The organism is Shewanella avicenniae, from assembly GCF_017354945.1.
Lineage (GTDB): Bacteria > Pseudomonadota > Gammaproteobacteria > Enterobacterales > Shewanellaceae > Shewanella > Shewanella avicenniae.
In genome coordinates this window covers 133,099-150,091 of the sequence record NZ_CP071503.1, presented here as the reverse complement: position 1 = coordinate 150,091, position 16,993 = coordinate 133,099, and the positions used below count along the sequence as shown (strand labels likewise).

Annotated in this window: 12 protein-coding genes; 10 read left to right on the top strand and 2 right to left on the bottom strand. The window is 42.8% G+C overall.

From position 1 onward, the window contains the following. Nucleotides 1–63 precede the first annotated feature (63 nt). From JYB87_RS00650 to JYB87_RS00610, 9 genes are all read left to right on the top strand, one after another. Complete coding sequence (locus JYB87_RS00650) at nucleotides 64–696, top strand: TnsA endonuclease N-terminal domain-containing protein (RefSeq protein WP_207355007.1); 633 nt, start codon at nucleotides 64–66, stop codon at nucleotides 694–696. Continuing rightward, nucleotides 693–2,534, top strand: coding sequence for a Mu transposase C-terminal domain-containing protein (locus JYB87_RS00645; protein ID WP_207355006.1), 1,842 nt, complete (start codon nucleotides 693–695; stop codon nucleotides 2,532–2,534). The genes JYB87_RS00650 and JYB87_RS00645 overlap by 4 nt, the downstream gene beginning before the upstream one ends. After that, nucleotides 2,534–3,562: a TniB family NTP-binding protein gene (locus JYB87_RS00640; RefSeq protein WP_207355005.1), complete on the top strand. Its 1,029-nt coding sequence runs from the start codon at nucleotides 2,534–2,536 to the stop codon at nucleotides 3,560–3,562. Before JYB87_RS00645 ends, JYB87_RS00640 begins: the two co-directional genes overlap by 1 nt. Nucleotides 3,563–3,951: 389 nt before the next feature. Next, on the top strand, nucleotides 3,952–4,338 hold the full coding sequence (locus JYB87_RS00635) for a hypothetical protein (protein WP_207355004.1): 387 nt from the start codon (nucleotides 3,952–3,954) through the stop codon (nucleotides 4,336–4,338). A gap of 85 nt (nucleotides 4,339–4,423) precedes the next feature. Next, the gene (locus JYB87_RS00630; protein ID WP_207355003.1) at nucleotides 4,424–5,722 is read left to right on the top strand and encodes a TolC family protein; all 1,299 of its coding nucleotides are present in this window, start codon (nucleotides 4,424–4,426) and stop codon (nucleotides 5,720–5,722) included. Continuing rightward, nucleotides 5,719–6,690 (top strand): efflux RND transporter periplasmic adaptor subunit, encoded by a 972-nt coding sequence (locus JYB87_RS00625; protein WP_207355002.1) that lies wholly within the window; start codon nucleotides 5,719–5,721, stop codon nucleotides 6,688–6,690. Before JYB87_RS00630 ends, JYB87_RS00625 begins: the two co-directional genes overlap by 4 nt. 57 nt (nucleotides 6,691–6,747) lie before the next feature. Beyond that, on the top strand, nucleotides 6,748–9,861 hold the full coding sequence (locus JYB87_RS00620; protein ID WP_207355001.1) for an efflux RND transporter permease subunit: 3,114 nt from the start codon (nucleotides 6,748–6,750) through the stop codon (nucleotides 9,859–9,861). 228 nt (nucleotides 9,862–10,089) lie between these two features. Further along, a protein-coding gene (locus JYB87_RS00615) for an IS3 family transposase (RefSeq protein ID WP_207355000.1) occupies nucleotides 10,090–11,240 on the top strand; the annotation gives its coding sequence in 2 pieces (ribosomal slippage) (nucleotides 10,090–10,333 and nucleotides 10,333–11,240; 1,152 coding nt in all). A 142-nt stretch (nucleotides 11,241–11,382) separates the two neighbouring features. Next, nucleotides 11,383–12,417 carry a hypothetical protein gene (locus JYB87_RS00610; RefSeq protein ID WP_207354999.1) on the top strand — a complete coding sequence of 345 codons (1,035 nt, stop codon included), beginning with the start codon at nucleotides 11,383–11,385 and terminating at the stop codon, nucleotides 12,415–12,417. An 84-nt stretch (nucleotides 12,418–12,501) separates the two neighbouring features. Here the strand turns inward: JYB87_RS00610 and JYB87_RS00605 are convergent, their stop codons facing one another. Next, entirely contained in the window at nucleotides 12,502–13,452 is a 951-nt protein-coding gene (locus JYB87_RS00605) for a TerC family protein (protein ID WP_207354998.1), read from the bottom strand. Nucleotides 13,453–13,787: 335 nt separating this feature from the next. Then, on the bottom strand, nucleotides 13,788–14,921 hold the full coding sequence (gene chrA / locus JYB87_RS00600) for a chromate efflux transporter (protein ID WP_207354997.1): 1,134 nt from the start codon (nucleotides 14,919–14,921) through the stop codon (nucleotides 13,788–13,790). Nucleotides 14,922–15,748: 827 nt separating this feature from the next. Here chrA and JYB87_RS00595 point away from each other — a divergent pair. Then, nucleotides 15,749–16,960 carry an NnrS family protein gene (locus tag JYB87_RS00595; protein ID WP_207354996.1) on the top strand — a complete coding sequence of 404 codons (1,212 nt, stop codon included), beginning with the start codon at nucleotides 15,749–15,751 and terminating at the stop codon, nucleotides 16,958–16,960. Nucleotides 16,961–16,993: the final 33 nt, after the last annotated feature.

The window sequence follows — 16,993 nt, the reverse complement described above, 5'->3', positions numbered from 1 at the left end:
AACCTGTTCAAAATTCAGCTAGTTTAGAAAGCATCTGTTGGCACTCCTCGGAGCAATGTCACTGTGTACATTCGTGACCTAAGAAAGGCCTCACCGAACAAGAACGTCTTCAAGTTTGCCAGCACCAAAAATGGTGAAGTGGTGCTTTGTGAAAGCCCTTTGGAGTTTGATGCGTGTTTTCATCACGAATATAACAGCCACGTAAAATCCTTCAAAAGTCAGCCAGAAGGATTTCGATATACGTTCAATGGGAAATCCCTACCTTACACACCGGACATGTTGTTAGAATTCAATGACAGCTCATATTGTTTTCACGAATACAAGCCATATAGTCGTACTCAAAATTTTGAATTTCAGCAAAAATTTGCTGCAAAAAGAATCGCGGCCCAAGCTATTGGGATTCCGCTGTACTTGATCACAGACAAGCAGATTCGAACTCACGTTACTCTCGATAATCTTAAGCTCATTCATCGCTACAGTGGTTTTTATGAAACGACTGAAATACAAAAACAACTACTGCAACTCATAGCAAATTCCGGAGGAGAGAGCTCACTGTCTTCATTAGCACGCCAACTTAAACTTAGTAATGCTGACGCTCGACGTATTATGTTAGAGCTAATGAGTCAGCGGCGTATAAGTACAGACATTCATAGCCAGACTCTCATGTTTGACCCGTTGTTGAGTCTGTGCCAATGATGGATTTCAAGGATGAATTTGATCCATCTCAACTCACACCACAGCAAACGCCAGCTCAATATATCAAGCTTGATGAGGCCGTCATTCTCCCAAGAGACCTGCAGACATATTCAGAAGATCAGCAAGCCCTCGCAACCAAAAAGCTAATACTGCTTTCACAAATTGAAAGTCGTTTATCTGGTGGTTGGACTGAAAAAAATCTCACTCCGATTCTTAATGAATTGTTTGAAGATGATCATGAAAACTGCCCCAGTTGGCGGACTGTTGCACGCTGGAACAAGGCACTAAAGGATACCCAAGGAAGTGTTTCGTCACTCGCAGAGCAGCATCATCGAAAGGGGAATAGAACCGCCAAGGTAACTGGCGATGAAGTTTTTTTTGAAGAAGCATTGTCTCGTTTTTTAGATTCAAAACGCCCTGATATCGCTAGAGCTTATGAGTTTTACAAAGACAGAATTATTATAGCCAATGAACATATTGTCGAAGGTAAAATTCCCATAATTTCATACACTTCATTTGCCAAACGAATTAAAAAACTTCCACCATATGAACAAGTTTTAGCCAGATTTGGTAAGTCTATAGCCGACCAATGGTTCTCATATTGTGCTTCACACGAGCCACCAACTCGAATCTTACAACGTGTGGAAATAGACCATACTCCACTAGATCTTATTGTAATTGATGACAAGTTAAATATTCCTTTGGGACGACCATATCTAACCCTGATTCTGGACGTGTACAGCGGATGTATACTTGGATTTCATATTAGCTTCAATCCGCCTTCGTATGATTCGACTGCAAAAGCAATTAGTCATGCGATTAAACCAAAGAACTTTACACACCTTGATATCGAACTTCTTAACGATTGGCCATGTTATGGGAAATTCGAAACATTGATAGTCGATAATGGCGCTGAATTCTGGTCAGAAAGTTTAGAGCTCGCATGTAAAGATGCTGGTATCAATATCCAATACAATCCTACTGGGAAGCCATGGTTAAAACCACATGTTGAAAGAATATTTGGTGTTATCAATCAGTACTTCCTTTCCGAAATGCCAGGCAAAACCTTCTCAAATATTCTGAAAAAATATAACTACAACCCAGCAAAACATGCCGCAATTCGATTCTCGACTTTTATTAATGAGTTTCATCGATGGGTAGTTGATGTTTACCACCAACAGCCTGATTCACGTATGACACGCATTCCAATCGTCAAATGGCGAGAAAACTTCGAAATACTGCCCCCCCTGATGATAACTCCAAATAATGAGCAGCGCTTCAATGCTATTATGGGAAAAACAGTCACACGAAAACTAACCAAAAATGGCTTTACTCTAGAAGGACTTAGATACGATAGCACTGCATTGGCTGACTATAGGAAGCAATATCCACAGAGTCAAAAAAGCAGCCAAAAGACAATTAAAATCGACCCAGACGATATTGCAAACATCAAAGTTTTTCTGGAAGAACTCGATGGATATCTGAATGTTCCTTGCGCAGAGCATCTAGCAGACAATAAAACGAGTTGGTATCGATACAAAACAATTCGTAAACACCACAAACAAATCATTGCAGCACAAGTCGATGAACTCAACCTTGCTAAAGCAAGGATGACCATCAAAGAGAATATTGCGCAGGAACAGAAACTCCACACCTCGCAAAAAACAACCAAAATACAGTCTACTAAAAATCAAGCTCGGCTTTCCAATATCAGTGATAAAAATCCTACTAGCATAATTTCAGAGCCATCAGTCCAGTCGCCTAAAGCTAAAACCTCTGTAATACCTAACGTCTTTTCGTCTTGGGATGATAGCAGCGACGACTTAGAGGCGTTTTAATGACACAACTATTGAGTGAACATCAAATACAATTGCTCAATCAGTTTAGCGACTGCCTCATTGAGCACACTCAGGTAAAACAAATATTTGAAGATTTTGATCAGTTGAGAGCAAGCCGGTTATTCCATTCTGATCCGCAATGCATGCTACTGACTGGCGATACGGGTGTAGGGAAAAGCCATTTAATTAATCACTATCAGAAGCGCGTAGCATCTTTGCAAACGGCATCGCGCACTAACCACCCAATTTTGGTATCCCGCATTGCCAGTGGCAAAGGCATTGACCATACATTTGCTCAAATCCTGTCAGATTTGGAGTTGTTTGGTAGTCATCGCAGAACCGGACAGCGAGGTTTGCAACAAGATTTAAGGAAAGATACCGTCAAATGCTTAATAAATGCGAAAGTTGAATTACTAATCATCAATGAATTTCAGGAAGTCATTGAATTCAAGTCTCCTCAAGAGCGCCAGCTCATCGCCAACGCTTTAAAGTATCTCAGTGAGGCCGCAAAACTACCGATAGTTCTTGTGGGGATGCCTTGGGCGGAAAAAATTGCAGATGAACCCCAATGGTCATCACGATTAATACGAAGACGGCAGCTAAGCTACTTTGACATCATCTCGGATGAAGGTCAGAAATACTTCAAACGTTATCTCAAAGGGCTTGCCAATAACATACCTCTTGAAATCAGACCAGCTCTCGAACAAGCCGAATTCGCGATACCGCTGTTTGCTGCAAGTAAAGGCGAAAACCGCATACTCAAACACCTGCTCACCGAAACATTGCGCCATGCTTTGCTGAACAACTCTTCGACACTAGAAAGAGAGCATTTTATGGCCTCGCACGATTCACTATTTGGTACTTTACAACCAAATCCTTTTAAGGTGGCCCCTGATAAGTTGAAGTTTTCGCGCGTTGCCAAGGCTTCGTACTACAATCCCGATGCCCTTTCTCAGGACGATTTGATCGTTTCACGTCAATACACTGAAGCAAATCGTACACTACAAGAGTGGATAGCGGCTAGTTAGCGCAAAGCAAAATTGCCCCATTCAAAACCAGAACTCTTGAGGCTGTCACCAGTTCCTTTAGGCTAATTGACCAAATTTTAGTAATCCCACCCAGTGTCCATTGAATAATGGTCGATTCCAAATTGATCAACTCCGATACTTTTAGACATCTCTTTTTTTTCGAGTTGGAGTTAATCAACAAAGAAATCCCGCAACATCCATGCACATAACTTAAACGCCAACTTGCTTAACAAGCGGAAGATTTAGCTATTCTACAAAAGCACATCTACCTACCTCGCGAAGAACCTAAAGTATCGGTTTAGATCAGAATTTACTTTGTTAGAAAAATCCAATATCTTAGAAGGAGTATTGCTGCAACTTAGAAACTGTCGAATTTGTGAGCTAAAGATTTGGGAAAATTTGTCCATCAAAGAAAATTGGCTTCTTATGCATTGCTCATATGGTTTGTTGCCAGTTTGAGCTGGATGCATTTACATTATTGCTTTGATGGCGGTGAGCCTCCACTTTCTATTCATTTCAATGCGTTGGATATTTCAGATGTTGAGCATTTTACGTCAGACACTGAGCATATTGATGTCGATACTAACCCTGTCCAGAAAAGTGTAATCAAAGTATTCAATCTCGATTTACCCTTTATTGCATTAGCTTTTTTTATTTTATTTGTATGGCCAATTGTTCGTGGTCAACGATTCATATTCGTAAAATCTCTTTCAGTTAGGCTGACCTTAACATGGTTACGCCCACCGCTTCGCGCTCCTCCTAAAAGCTCCCACTAATTTTATCTTGTTCTATTGGCTTTGCTCGCTAAGCGACCTGGCCAGTAGCGTGTTTGCGCATCTGCGCAATTAGTTGGAGTTAAATATGACCATTTTTCGAATCAGGTTCGCGCTGATAGCGACCTTGTTATTCTGTTCGTTCGCTCTTCAGGTATCAGCTCAAACAACAGCTGACACTACAGCTGCGCCTAGCAGCATTCTTTCTTTGAGCGATGCCATTAAGGCAACACTCGCCAAAAACCCTCAACTTAGTAGTTTTCAATTTCGCAAACAAGCTCTTGAAGGAGAGCTTCAAACTGCTGCATTGAGACCCGCTTTTCAGATTGGTGCAACGGTTGAAAACGCTGCTGGAACTGGAGAATACTCAGGTTCTAAAAGCGCCGAAGTAACACTTACATTGTCATCAATCATTGAGTTTGGTGATAAACAAGAAGCCCGTATGGGAGTCGTTAATGAGCGCCAGCAAGGCTTAGATCTCCAACAACGTATTATCGAATTGGACTTGCTATCAGAAGTAGCACGCCGATTTATTGATGTCGCCACGGCACAGAAGATGCTCGGTTTACGCCAATCAACACATTCGCTTGCAACTGAGACAACTGCATCGATCAAGCAACGTGTAAATTCAGGTAATACACCTGATGCAGAGCTAGCGCGGGCTCAAGCCAACCAATCTCGAACAGCCATCGAGTTGTATCAGGCCGAATTAAAGTTCGATGCTGCTCGCATCAAATTGTCTGGCATGTGGGGTTCTACTAATCCAACTTTCACCTCTGTAAATGCGGATCTTTTCAGTACTGGTGACATTCTCCCTCTCTACGAACTTTTAGCTCAACTTTCAGATCGACCCGACATTCTGCTTTTTGCGAACGAAGCGCGTATGAAAGATGCAGAGGTTCGTTTAGCTCTTAGTCAAAGTAAGGCTGATGTTGAATGGAATGCTGGCATTCGTCGGCTACAAGCCAGTGATGATACGGCAGTTGTTTTGGGCATTTCCGTCCCACTTTTTGCGAACAATAGAGCAGCGGGCGAATTAACTACCGCAAAAGCAAATCGATTAGGTGTTGATATCGAGCGCGAAGTGGCATTTCGTCAAATGCGCACGCAATTGGTCATCCTTTACCAAGAGCATAAGGCTTCACTTTTTGAGTTAAAAAGTCTCCGTAACGATGTCATTCCACAACTTAAAATCGCATTAAGGGAGACAAAAGCCGCATTCGATAAAGGGCGCTATGGGTACCTCGAACTTAGTACAGCTCAGCGCGAATTGTTAGAAGCCGAATCTGCATTAATTGATGCAGCGGCAAATGTCCATTTGTTGCGTTCTGAGATAGAGCGTCTCAGTGGAACTTCTACAGCACAAAATTCTGAGGTTAAACCATGAAATCATTTTTTAAAGTTGTCCAAAACCTTTTATCGACGAAACATCTTTTACAAATTGGATTTTTGAGCATTTCGTTAATTGGAATTTCATTAGCAAATGCAGCCAAAGAAGAACAAAAAGCTTCTGCCAAGCAGGAAAAAGCAGAAGAACATGAAGAAGAAGCCGCAGCCTTAACGAATGAACAATTGAAAACAGCGGGGATTGGTCTTGCCCAAGTTGGACCTGCCGACATTCGTGAAACGATCTCACTCTACGGTACGGTCTATGCCAATGGTGAAAAGATACAACGAGTTGCAGCGCGTTTTGTTGGAACTGTTCGCACCGTAAATAAAAAAGTTGGCGACACTGTAAAAGAAGGTGAAGTGTTAGTAACCGTTGAAAGCAACGAGAGCTTAAAAACCTACTCCATTACATCGGCCATCAGTGGCGTCGTTGCAGAACGACATAGCAATGTCGGTGAGCAAACTACGGACAAAACAATATTTGTCATTGCAGACCTTTCAAGTGTTTGGGTTGATGTTGCAATTTTCCCTCGCGATGCTGCAAAAATTCGTGTCGGACAAACCGTAAAAGTTACCAACCCATCAAATGACGTTACTGGCGAAGGCAAAATTATTTCAGTGTCGGCCCTAGGTTCCAGTACTAATCAATCCTTAACAGCTCGCGTGTTATTAGCCAATGCTGAGCACGAATGGACACCGGGTCTTTTCGTGAATGCAGATGTCGTTCTTGCAAAAAAAACAGCTGCTTTAACGATTCGTAATGAGGCTTTACAAGATCACGAAGGCAAGCAAGTTGTATTTGTTAGAAGTCAAAAAGGCTTTGCGCCGCGCCCGGTAAAAGTGGGCCGCACAGATGGTGAGGTCAGCGAAGTTCTCGGTGGTGTTAAAGCGGGCGAAACCTATGCCAGCAAAAACAGTTTCATCATCAAAGCTGAATTAGGAAAGGACGGTGCTGAACATGAATAATTTCTGCATTGGTATTCTTTCCTTCCGGAAAAGTATGGTTAACAGGGAGGTGACGTCATGATTGATGCACTTCTTAAGTTTTCCATTTCTCGTCGATGGTTAGTGTTGTTTTTAGTGTTGGTGGTAGCTGGAGTTGGATTGTGGAATTATCAACGTCTTCCAATTGATGCTGTTCCCGATATCACCAACGTGCAGGTGCAAATCAATACGGCTGCCCCTGGATATTCTCCGCTGGAAGTTGAGCAACGTATTACCTACTTGGTTGAAGTTGCTATCGCAGGCTTACCGAATGTGGAAGAGACGCGTTCACTCTCTCGTTATGCATTGTCGCAAGTAACGGTTGTGTTTAAAGATGGAACCGATATTTATTTTGCTCGCAATCTTATCAATGAGCGTTTGCAGCAAGCGAAAAGCCAAATGCCTCAAGGTATCGAGCCTGGTATGGGGCCAGTGGCAACTGGCTTGGGTGAGATCTTTCATTACGCTGTACATGCGGATAGCAAAGCACGCCAAGCGAATGGTCAACCTTACGATGCAACCGCTTTACGTACATTGCAAGATTGGGTGATTCGTCCGCAATTGCGTTTAGTTCCAGGCGTGACAGAAATCAACACGATTGGCGGTTTTGAAAAACAATTTCATATCACACCTAATCCAGCAAAATTGTTGGCTTACGGAATTACCTTTGAAAATGTTGTAGAAGCCTTGAAGAAAAACAACGTGAGCGTTGGTGCTGGCTATATCGAAAAAAATGGTGAGCAATACTTAATTCGTGCTCCAGGCCAAGTCAGCGATATCCCTTCGATTGAGCAAATTATTCTTGCTCATCGCGGGAATTTACCGGTGACTATTCGAGATGTGGCTGACGTGAGTTTTGGTAAGCAATTGCGGACAGGCGCGGCAACCAGAGATGGTGAAGAAACTGTGCTAGGTACCGCAGTGATGTTGCTCGGCGGAAATAGCCGAACGGTTTCTGAGGCGGTGTCTGCCAAAATTACCGAGATCAATAAAACGCTACCAGAGGGTGTGACTGCCGAACCTGTCTACAACAGAACTATTTTGGTTAACAAAACCATTGCAACGGTTCAAAAGAATTTGCTCGAAGGTGCAATTCTGGTTGTGGTTGTGTTGCTAGTAATGCTTGGAAACGTGCGTGCCGCATTACTCACTGCAATGGTTATTCCGCTTTCGATGCTGATGTTAATGACGGGCATGGTTCAAACAAAAGTCAGCGCAAACCTGATGAGTTTGGGTGCATTGGATTTTGGTTTGATTGTGGATGGTGCAGTAATCATTGTTGAAAACTGTATTTTGAGACTTGCAGGACGACAACATCATTTAGGTCGCAATTTAAATTTGGACGAACGTTTTCAAGTTGTATTCGGTGCGACGCGCGAAGTGTTCACGCCGAGTTTAATTAGTGTGCTGGTAGTAATCCTTGTAAATCTTCCAATCCTTGCATTGACTGGCGTTGAAGGAAAAATGTTTGCCCCTATGGCAATGACCGTCATCATGGCGTTGATCGCAGCTCTGATTTTGTCGTTAACGTTTGTTCCTGCAGCTGTTGCTCTTTTGCTATCGGGTCATATCGAAGAAAAGGAAAATATTATTGTTCGTAAAGCCAAGCAGGGATACGCCGGAGTACTCGATTTTGCGTTGCGTTTACGCAAGCCCATTCTTGCGGGCGCTGTTGTTTTCGTTCTGATTTCGGGATTCATTGCTACCCGCATGGGAACAGAATTTATTCCGAATTTGGATGAAGGCGACATCGCTGTTCAAGCGTTACGCATTCCTGGTACAAGTTTGACGCAATCTCTTGATATGCAATTTCAAGTTGAAAGTGCTGTTATGAAAGTGCCTGAAGTAAAAACGTTTTTCTCTCGCGTAGGTACCGCTGAAGTTGCCAGTGATCCAATGGGGCCAAATATTTCTGACGGCTATGTCATGCTGAAAGATAAAAATGATTGGCCCACACCTCATCGCACGAAAGCTGAAGTCGTTGAAGATATCGAAGCCAAACTGGCATCTGTCCCAGGTAATGCTTACGAAATTAGCCAGCCCATCCAGCTTCGCTTCAACGAATTGATTTCAGGTGTGCGTTCTGACCTGGGTATCAAAATCTACGGTGAAGATCTTGAGCAACTGCTCGCTTCTGGTAATCAAATTGCAAGTGTGCTGAATGGTATTAAAGGTGCTGATAGTGTGAAGGTTGAACAAGTGGATGGTTTGCCCATTCTCTCTGTTGAAGCGATTCGTCCTGCTCTTTTACGGTACGGATTGAATATGACAGATGTTCAACAAACGCTATCCATCGCAACGGGTGGTGAAGAAGCCGGAAAAATATTTGATGGCGATAAGCGTTTCGATCTTGTCGTTCGTTTACCTGAAAAATTGCGTAATGATTTGACTGCACTTTCACGTCTTCCCATTCCATTAGCTGATGGTGGCTATGTTCCACTAGGTGAAGTTGCGAAGTTAAAAATTGCTCCTGGCGCAAACCAAATCAGTCGTGAAAATGGCAAACGTCGCTTAGTGGTAAGTGCTAATGTAAAGGATCGCGACCTTGGCGGTTTTGTTGCTGAGGTTCAACAAAAGGTTGAGCAGCAAGTAAAACTCCCGTCAGGTTATTGGATTAGTTACGGCGGCACCTTTGAGCAATTGCAATCTGCATCCAAACGATTGAGCGTACTTGTACCTATTACATTACTCGCAATTTTCGCGCTGTTAATGATGACCTTCGGTTCTGCAAAAGATGCACTTCTGGTATTTAGCGGCGTACCGCTCGCGCTTACCGGTGGAGTGATATCACTTTGGATTTGCGGCATTCCATTGTCCATTACCGCAGGTGTAGGATTCATTACTTTATCAGGTGTTGCTGTGTTGACTGGTGTGATGATGGTGTCTGCATTCCGTGATGGCCTAAAGGACGGCAAATCGATTGATGTCTCCATTAGTGAAGGTGCAATGATGCGTTTACGTCCCATCTTGATGGTTGCATTTGTTGCTGCCTTAGGTTTCCTTCCGATGGCCCTCAATACCGGTACTGGCGCGGAAGTTCAACGACCTCTTGCTACAGTGGTTATTGGTGGAATCATCTCTTCAACGTTACTGACATTGCTTGTATTGCCAGGGCTTTACCGAATGTCATTTCGACCAGTAAGTAAATCTTAATTCACGCAAAGACAGCTGTTTATTGAGCCGTAAACAGCTGTCTTATGAGGAGATACATCATGAAATTAATTACAGCGTTTTTACACCATGTAAGAGTCAACAATGTTGTTGATGCATTAAACGATGCAGGCTATCGGAATCTCATTTTGCAGGATGTTCGAGGCATGATCCGATCCGGTACTTTTGGACATCTCGCTAAGTGAGTAAAATCGCTTATTGAGGTGAAGTATGTCAACAAAGAAACCCCGCAAGATCCATACGCAAGAATTTAAAGCCGAAGCTCTTAAGCTCGCTCAAAAGATTGGTGTAGCCGCCGCAGCGCGTGAGCTTAATCTTTACGAATCCCAACTCTACAATTGGCGTTCCAGTACTGAGAAGAAATCCAATACTACGTCTAGGGAAGCAGAACTTGCTGCTGAGGTCGCAAGGCTTAAACGCCAACTTGCTGAACAAGCGGAAGATTTGGCCATCCTAAAAAAGGCGGCCACCTACTTCGCGAAGAACCAAAAGTAGCCAGATTTGAGTTCATCCTCGAGCATCAGCACCGTTTTTCTCTCAAGCGAATGGTGGAGGTACTCAAGGTATCGCGTAGTGGGTATTACACCTGGCGGCAGAACGGCATGACGCTGAGCCCAAGAGCGATTAAGCGTGCGGCCCGTGATGTGCTGATTAAAGCGTCTTTTGACGATTCCAAGAAGCGCAATGGCGCACGGCGTATTCAGCAAGATTTAGCGGATAATGACTGTAAGGCGGATATCAAAACCATTATGGACAGCATGTCACGGCAGTGTTTAGTGCCAAAGGCAGCGAAGAAATTTAAGGTAACGACCGACAGCAACCACAAGCATCCAGTCGCACCTAATTTGCTAGAGCAGAACTTTACTGCAAATGCGCCGAACCTGAAGTGGGCTGGCGACATCACGTATCTGTACACCAACGAAGGATGGCTATATCTGGCTGTAATCATTGACCTTTACTCTCGCACAGTGGTGGGTTGGTCGATGGCAAGCAGAATGACATCGGAGCTTGTTTGTGATGCATTGAGGATGGCTTTATTCCGCCGAAGCTTTCCTACCGGCGTGATTGTCCATAGCGACCGAGGCAGCCAATACTGCGCAAATGATTACCGTGCTTTGCTTCAGAAACATCAGTTAGTACAAAGCATGAGCCGTAAAGGAAATTGTTGGGATAATGCCTGCGTGGAAAGCTTCTTCCACACATTAAAGGTTGAAGCGCTGCAAGATGAGCCTCTCATGACACGAGATCAAATGAGACAAGCTGTATTTGAGTACATTGAGGTTGATTACAATCGGACCAGACGGCATAGTGCTCTTGGTTATTTGAGCCCAGAAAACTTTGAATTAAAAAATAGTGCTTAGCAAAGTGTCCACTATTACTGGATCAGATCAGTTCATACGACAACAGCAATCATGTCTAAGTTCTGTGCTCAGTATCGCCTACTAGGGTAGCTGAATCGGCTACTATACGTTAAGAGTCTTAACCGATAGAAGGTGAAATGCAGTGTTTTATCGACATCACCTAAAGCCTTACATTCCCCTAATGCAGGTCTTGACCGTATCAGCCATTGTTACAGTTTTTTTCCTTAAAAATCAGTTTTCTGTAAATTTCCCGATTAACTTTCAAATCACACAACAGTTTCTCAGCGAAATTGCTCCGGGCGCACTACTAATCTGTTTGCTTTTAGGCGTTAGTCATTATTTTATCAATCAAAGGCTTAATTACTCTGTCAAAACGTCAAAACTGAGTTTATGTCAAAAAGTCTTCGGATTAAGCTTCTTTCTCGGCTGCTCAAACTTATTGCTTTTTTTAAAAGCGGAAAAACTCAAACTAACACAACGTGATCGGTACATGATTTTGCTGATTGGCCTTAGTTCAGCGGGTGGGATTAGCTGTGTTTCGATGTCTGCATTGGGAATCCCTGTATATCAACTCCTGCTTGCAAGCCTAGTTATGCCCTTAGCTATTATCATTATTAACGTTCCGTTTAAGAGAGAAAAATCAGGCAGTTCAGTCAATTTCGCTGTTGGCTGCATTCAACAAAGCAAAACACCCAAAAAATTATCCGATTACCTTTCTCAATATTTGGTGGGGGGCTGCAAACTTACTGCTAATAAAACAATTACTATTATGTTTTTCGAAGTACTCAAGGGTTCTGTATATAAATCAAATATCGATTGGAGTTATGTTACCCATTATCCACATTTGCTCTTAAAGGATTTGGGGTTTAGTGCTCAAGCCGCTGAGGTTATCACTCAAGCATGGATTGCCAAAACTGTAGCGAATAGGGAAGCAGCGCTTATTGATGTTGCTAACGCCGGAATTTATGACGAACTAACGCTAATACAACAGATGTTGACGCTCTCTTTGCTGATCAATATCGCCAGTGTTAGTGCTTTTATCGTTGTTGGTTTAAATATAATGGCTTTGTTCGGTAAACAAGCAAACCAATACCTAAAAATCCTGCCTATCGCATTTTTCATAGTAAATATTGTTCCGATTCTACCAGTTGGGGTCTATTCCTTACTCTATTGGTAATTACTAAGATGTGGTTAGCTGGATAGCAGTCTTTTCAGACTGCTATTTTAATAAGAATCAGAACATTACATGTTGCAACAGTAACTAATTAGCTTTCTGTCTAATAAAAATACTTGCAACCAAGGTCACTATAAGAATCATTGCAACCACGCCAAGCGAAACCGCGACTGGTATATGGATGAAATCAACCATCGTCATCTTTAGCCCGATGAAAACCAAAATTACGGCTAGTCCATATTTAAGCAATGAGAACTTTTCTGCCATACCAACTAACAAGAAATACATTGCTCTCAAACCTAGAATCGCAAACAAGTTGGAAGTCAAAACAATGAATGGGTCTGTGGTAACAGCAAAAATCGCTGGAATGCTATCAAGAGCAAAAATGACATCACTCAACTCAACCATTACTAATGTCAAAAACAGCGGTGTGACATACCAAAGTCCATTACGTTTCACTAAAAAATGCTCATTTTCTAGCGTGTTAGTAACTCGAAGGTGCCGTTGTAGCCATTTGATTAGAGGATTATCAGCGGTATTTTCCTGTTCTTCGCCACCAAAAAACATTTTGGCGCCAGTAAAAATCAAAAAAGCACCGAATACATACAACAGCCAGTCAAATTGGGAGATTAACCAGCTGCCACCGAAAATCATCAATGTTCTCAGTACAATAGCGCCTAGGACACCATAAACTAACACTCGGCGCTGTAAGGATGGAGGAACCGCAAAATAGTTAAATAACATCAGCCAGACAAATAAGTTATCTACGGCCAACGCTTTTTCAATGAGATAGCCAGTTAAAAATGCGACTGACTGCTCCGCTGCGACTTCATGACCAGCTGTACTATTTAAATACCACCAGAGACCTGCGTTGAACGTAAATGTTATTGATACCCAAATAACAGACCAGACCGCTGCCTGCTTGACGGACATGCCATACTCGCCTCGGCGGCCTTGAATCATCAAATCAATAGCAAGCATTGTGATAACTATGAGAGCAAAGGCTCCCCATAGCATCGGTGTTCCGACTGTTGTCATAAAATAGCTACTCCTAAAAAACAAAATGGCCAACACAGAAAGTGTCAGCCATTGATTTTGAGCAGCAATAGACCTCGCCTTCCGGCAAGGTCTCACTTACAACCATCTAAAAAGGTTGCTCGGCGATCGGATGCTTTAAGCATCGTGATGACGATCTACCGACAATGAAGTTACTCCCCTTAGCGAATGCTAATCTATTATAGGGCTCCGAACAAGTCAATTGAGAAATGGACTAATTTGATAATGTCGTATGTTTGGTTGTGATCGAATAATCACTCGAACTATCACTGTCAGAGTTCTCATTTGGCAGCATTGCTAAAATTTGTTCCGCTAGTTCATGAAACCAGAGAACCTGCCATAACAAAAAACAGTATTGTCCAAAGTAGTGATAAGTTGAACTTCTTGTATATGTAAAATCCAGCAAGGATCAACGCAACATCGGTCAATGTGCCAACGGCACTGCTAAAAACTGGTTGATATAGTGCAGCAAGCAAAAGTCCAACTACAGCGGCGTTTACCCCTTTAATTGCTCCCGCGATTCTTGGTTTACTTGCAAGTAGTTGCCAATTCCTCAACACGCCTAACAGCAGCAGAAATCCCGGCATAAATATACCAATAGTTGCTACCAGAGCTCCGATAATAGAGCCTGAAGACATCACATAACCGATATAAGTTGCCATTGCGAACATCGGCCCTGGTACAACTTGTGCTGCGGCATAGCCCGTCATAAAGGCATCCTGAGAAACCTGCTCACCAACCAATCCCTGGAGAAGTGGAAGAACGACATGACCACCGCCAAAAACGAGGCTACCAGCCCAAAAGAAGTTGCTAAATATCGCTAAAAGCGAGTGAAATCGCGTTGTTAGCGGCAAGCAAAAAAGCAGGAGCAAAAATAGAAGCAGTGGCATTACTGACGGTTTAAATGATCCACTTACCGCAGTAGCAGAAGCAACCAGATAGCGACTGCCAATCAATCCAGCAATCATCAGCAATATCATTTGAGTGCTGATTTGCGGTACAAGTAGCAGGAAGCTAGCAGTAACAATGCAAATGCCAACAGTAAGTCGGCTTTTGCAGAAATTGCTATACATCCCCCAAACGGCATCAGCAACTACTACAACCGCTAACAATTTGAGGCTATGAACGACACTCTCATATACTTCTGTATCAAGAAAATGACGACTGAGCATTGCCAATAGCAACATGATAGTGACGGACGGTAAGGTAAAACCTAAAAATGCAGCGATTGCTCCGGATAAACCACCTTTTTTATAGCCAAGTGCAAAGCCGACCTGACTAGAGCCTGGTCCCGGTAAGAACTGACTGAGCGCAACGATTTGAGCATACTCACTATCTTCCAACCATTTGTGTTTTTCCACAAAATACTGTCTGAAGTAGCCAATATGAGCTGCCGGTCCACCAAAGCTAATCCAGCCAAGAAAGAAAAAGCTTTTAAATATCGACCACATTGTTGATTATCCGATTTGGCATTTTAGCCTATTACTGACGCTCCCTGTCGTGAATGTCAATGCAGACAATCTAAGGGCAACGGATGTACCCAAAACTGTTCAAGGCCACTAACTTCTGTACAGCGATGAAACCCCGTTAAACGGGCACTCTGCATTTCCACACCCTACATTTGGTCACTTTGTAGCATTAGTACAACTTGGTCAGAATGAGTAACCGCCGTCTCATATCAAGTGGCGACTTGTAGCTCTTGAAATTATGCTGTTTAAAACGCACCACTTTGTAGTCCTTACGCTGTACCCACAAAGAGATAAATTTACTTATTAAAGCCAAAAAATCTTGTATCAAAAACACACAATCTTTACATTTACAATACAAAACCTTAAAAATTTGTGATATTTCCGTGACGGAGAAAACGTTATGAAGACATTAGCGTTAACTATTCCGCAGGAAGCACCAGTTTGTATGGATACACTTTTCGACTACGTCCGCACATGGCACTCCAACAGCTACGTTTATGAACTCGGACAACTTGAAATCAAAGTTGAAAAAGAAATTATCCAAAGCGAGCTAATGATATTTCGCGAACATTTTCCTTGGCTAAACACAAACATAATTAATTGACGAGAGTATTTTGAGTAGTACAAGTTATTCCCTGAGAGCCAAAGGTCATCTGGAGTATTCACCGGATCGATAGAAATATCCCAAATCTCAATGGTCATATCAAAGTGAGATGTTGATACCAAAATTGGAACCTAGATTTGGTATGGTGATGCCAAAACAATAAGATGCATAATATATACACCTTTCGTTTTGGCAGTAACTGAACATGTTGAATATTGATGATCCACGCAAAGTTGCTAAAACACCGGCCATTTGGCGCTTAGGTTTTCGCCCCTTTTTTCTTGGTGGGGCGATTATTGCTGCTCTCTACATTCCTTTGTGGGTGATAACTTGGCTCTTACCAGCATACTCCCTATTTGAAGATACATTCTGGTCGCCAATCCTTCCGTTGTGGTGGCACCCTCACGAATTACTATTCGGATTTGCCATGGCAATTGTGTCAGGATTTTTGCTGACAGCAGTACAAAACTGGACAAATCAGCCATCTCTTAAAAATTGGCCTTTAGCGCTAACATTTTCTTGTTGGGCGTTGGCACGCTTGAGCTTGCTCATCCCTACCCCGCTCCCCATTATTCTGCCCGCCGTATTCGACATACTGTTTTTAGGGATAGTTGGCTCCACCTTATGGTGGAATATTTATAAGGTAAAACAGTGGCGCAATATTGGATTTCCACTGATGATTATTGCCGCGTTATGTATCAATATTCTCAGTTACTATTCATTGTATGTCCGTGATTTTATTCTGGCACACCAAATTTGGCAGTCGATGCTTTGGTGGCTTGCGTTACTGATCACGATTGTTGGCGGTCGAGTGATTGGCTTCTTTACTGCAATGAGATTGAATGCAATCAAGCAACCCGCATTACCTTGGGTAGAATATCCGTTATTACTGATCATGCTCACGCTGGTTTTACAAGCATTATTCGAGCTATTACCAAGTGCATTTATCCAAGCGCTGCTATTCATTGCGGGTGTACTCCACCTGATCAGAGCTTCTCGCTGGATGCCGCTAAAATCATTCAGGGAACCACTGCTTTGGTCCTTACACATTGCTTATTTTACGTTGCCAATAAGCTTACTGATGATGAGCTGGTATTTTAACGATGAATTTGCTTATCGCTGTCTGCTACACTTATTCGCAATTGGCGGCATGGCAATGCTTTGCCTATCAATGATTTCGCGAGTTTCACTCGGCCACACTGGGCGGAATATCTACCAAGGACCCAACATGCGGATCGCATTTATCTGTCTGCCGTTGGCTGCATTTTTTAGAGCCATCATGCCGATTTACTTTCCCAACCAAACCCACCTTTGGCTATGGTTTGCAGCAGTGTTCTGGTTTGGTTCATTTGCCATTTTTGTGTACCACTACACCATGATTTTAACGCGTCCAAGAGTTGATGGACGTCCAGGATGATGCAAAACACTTTGGATAAATTGAACGTGAGAC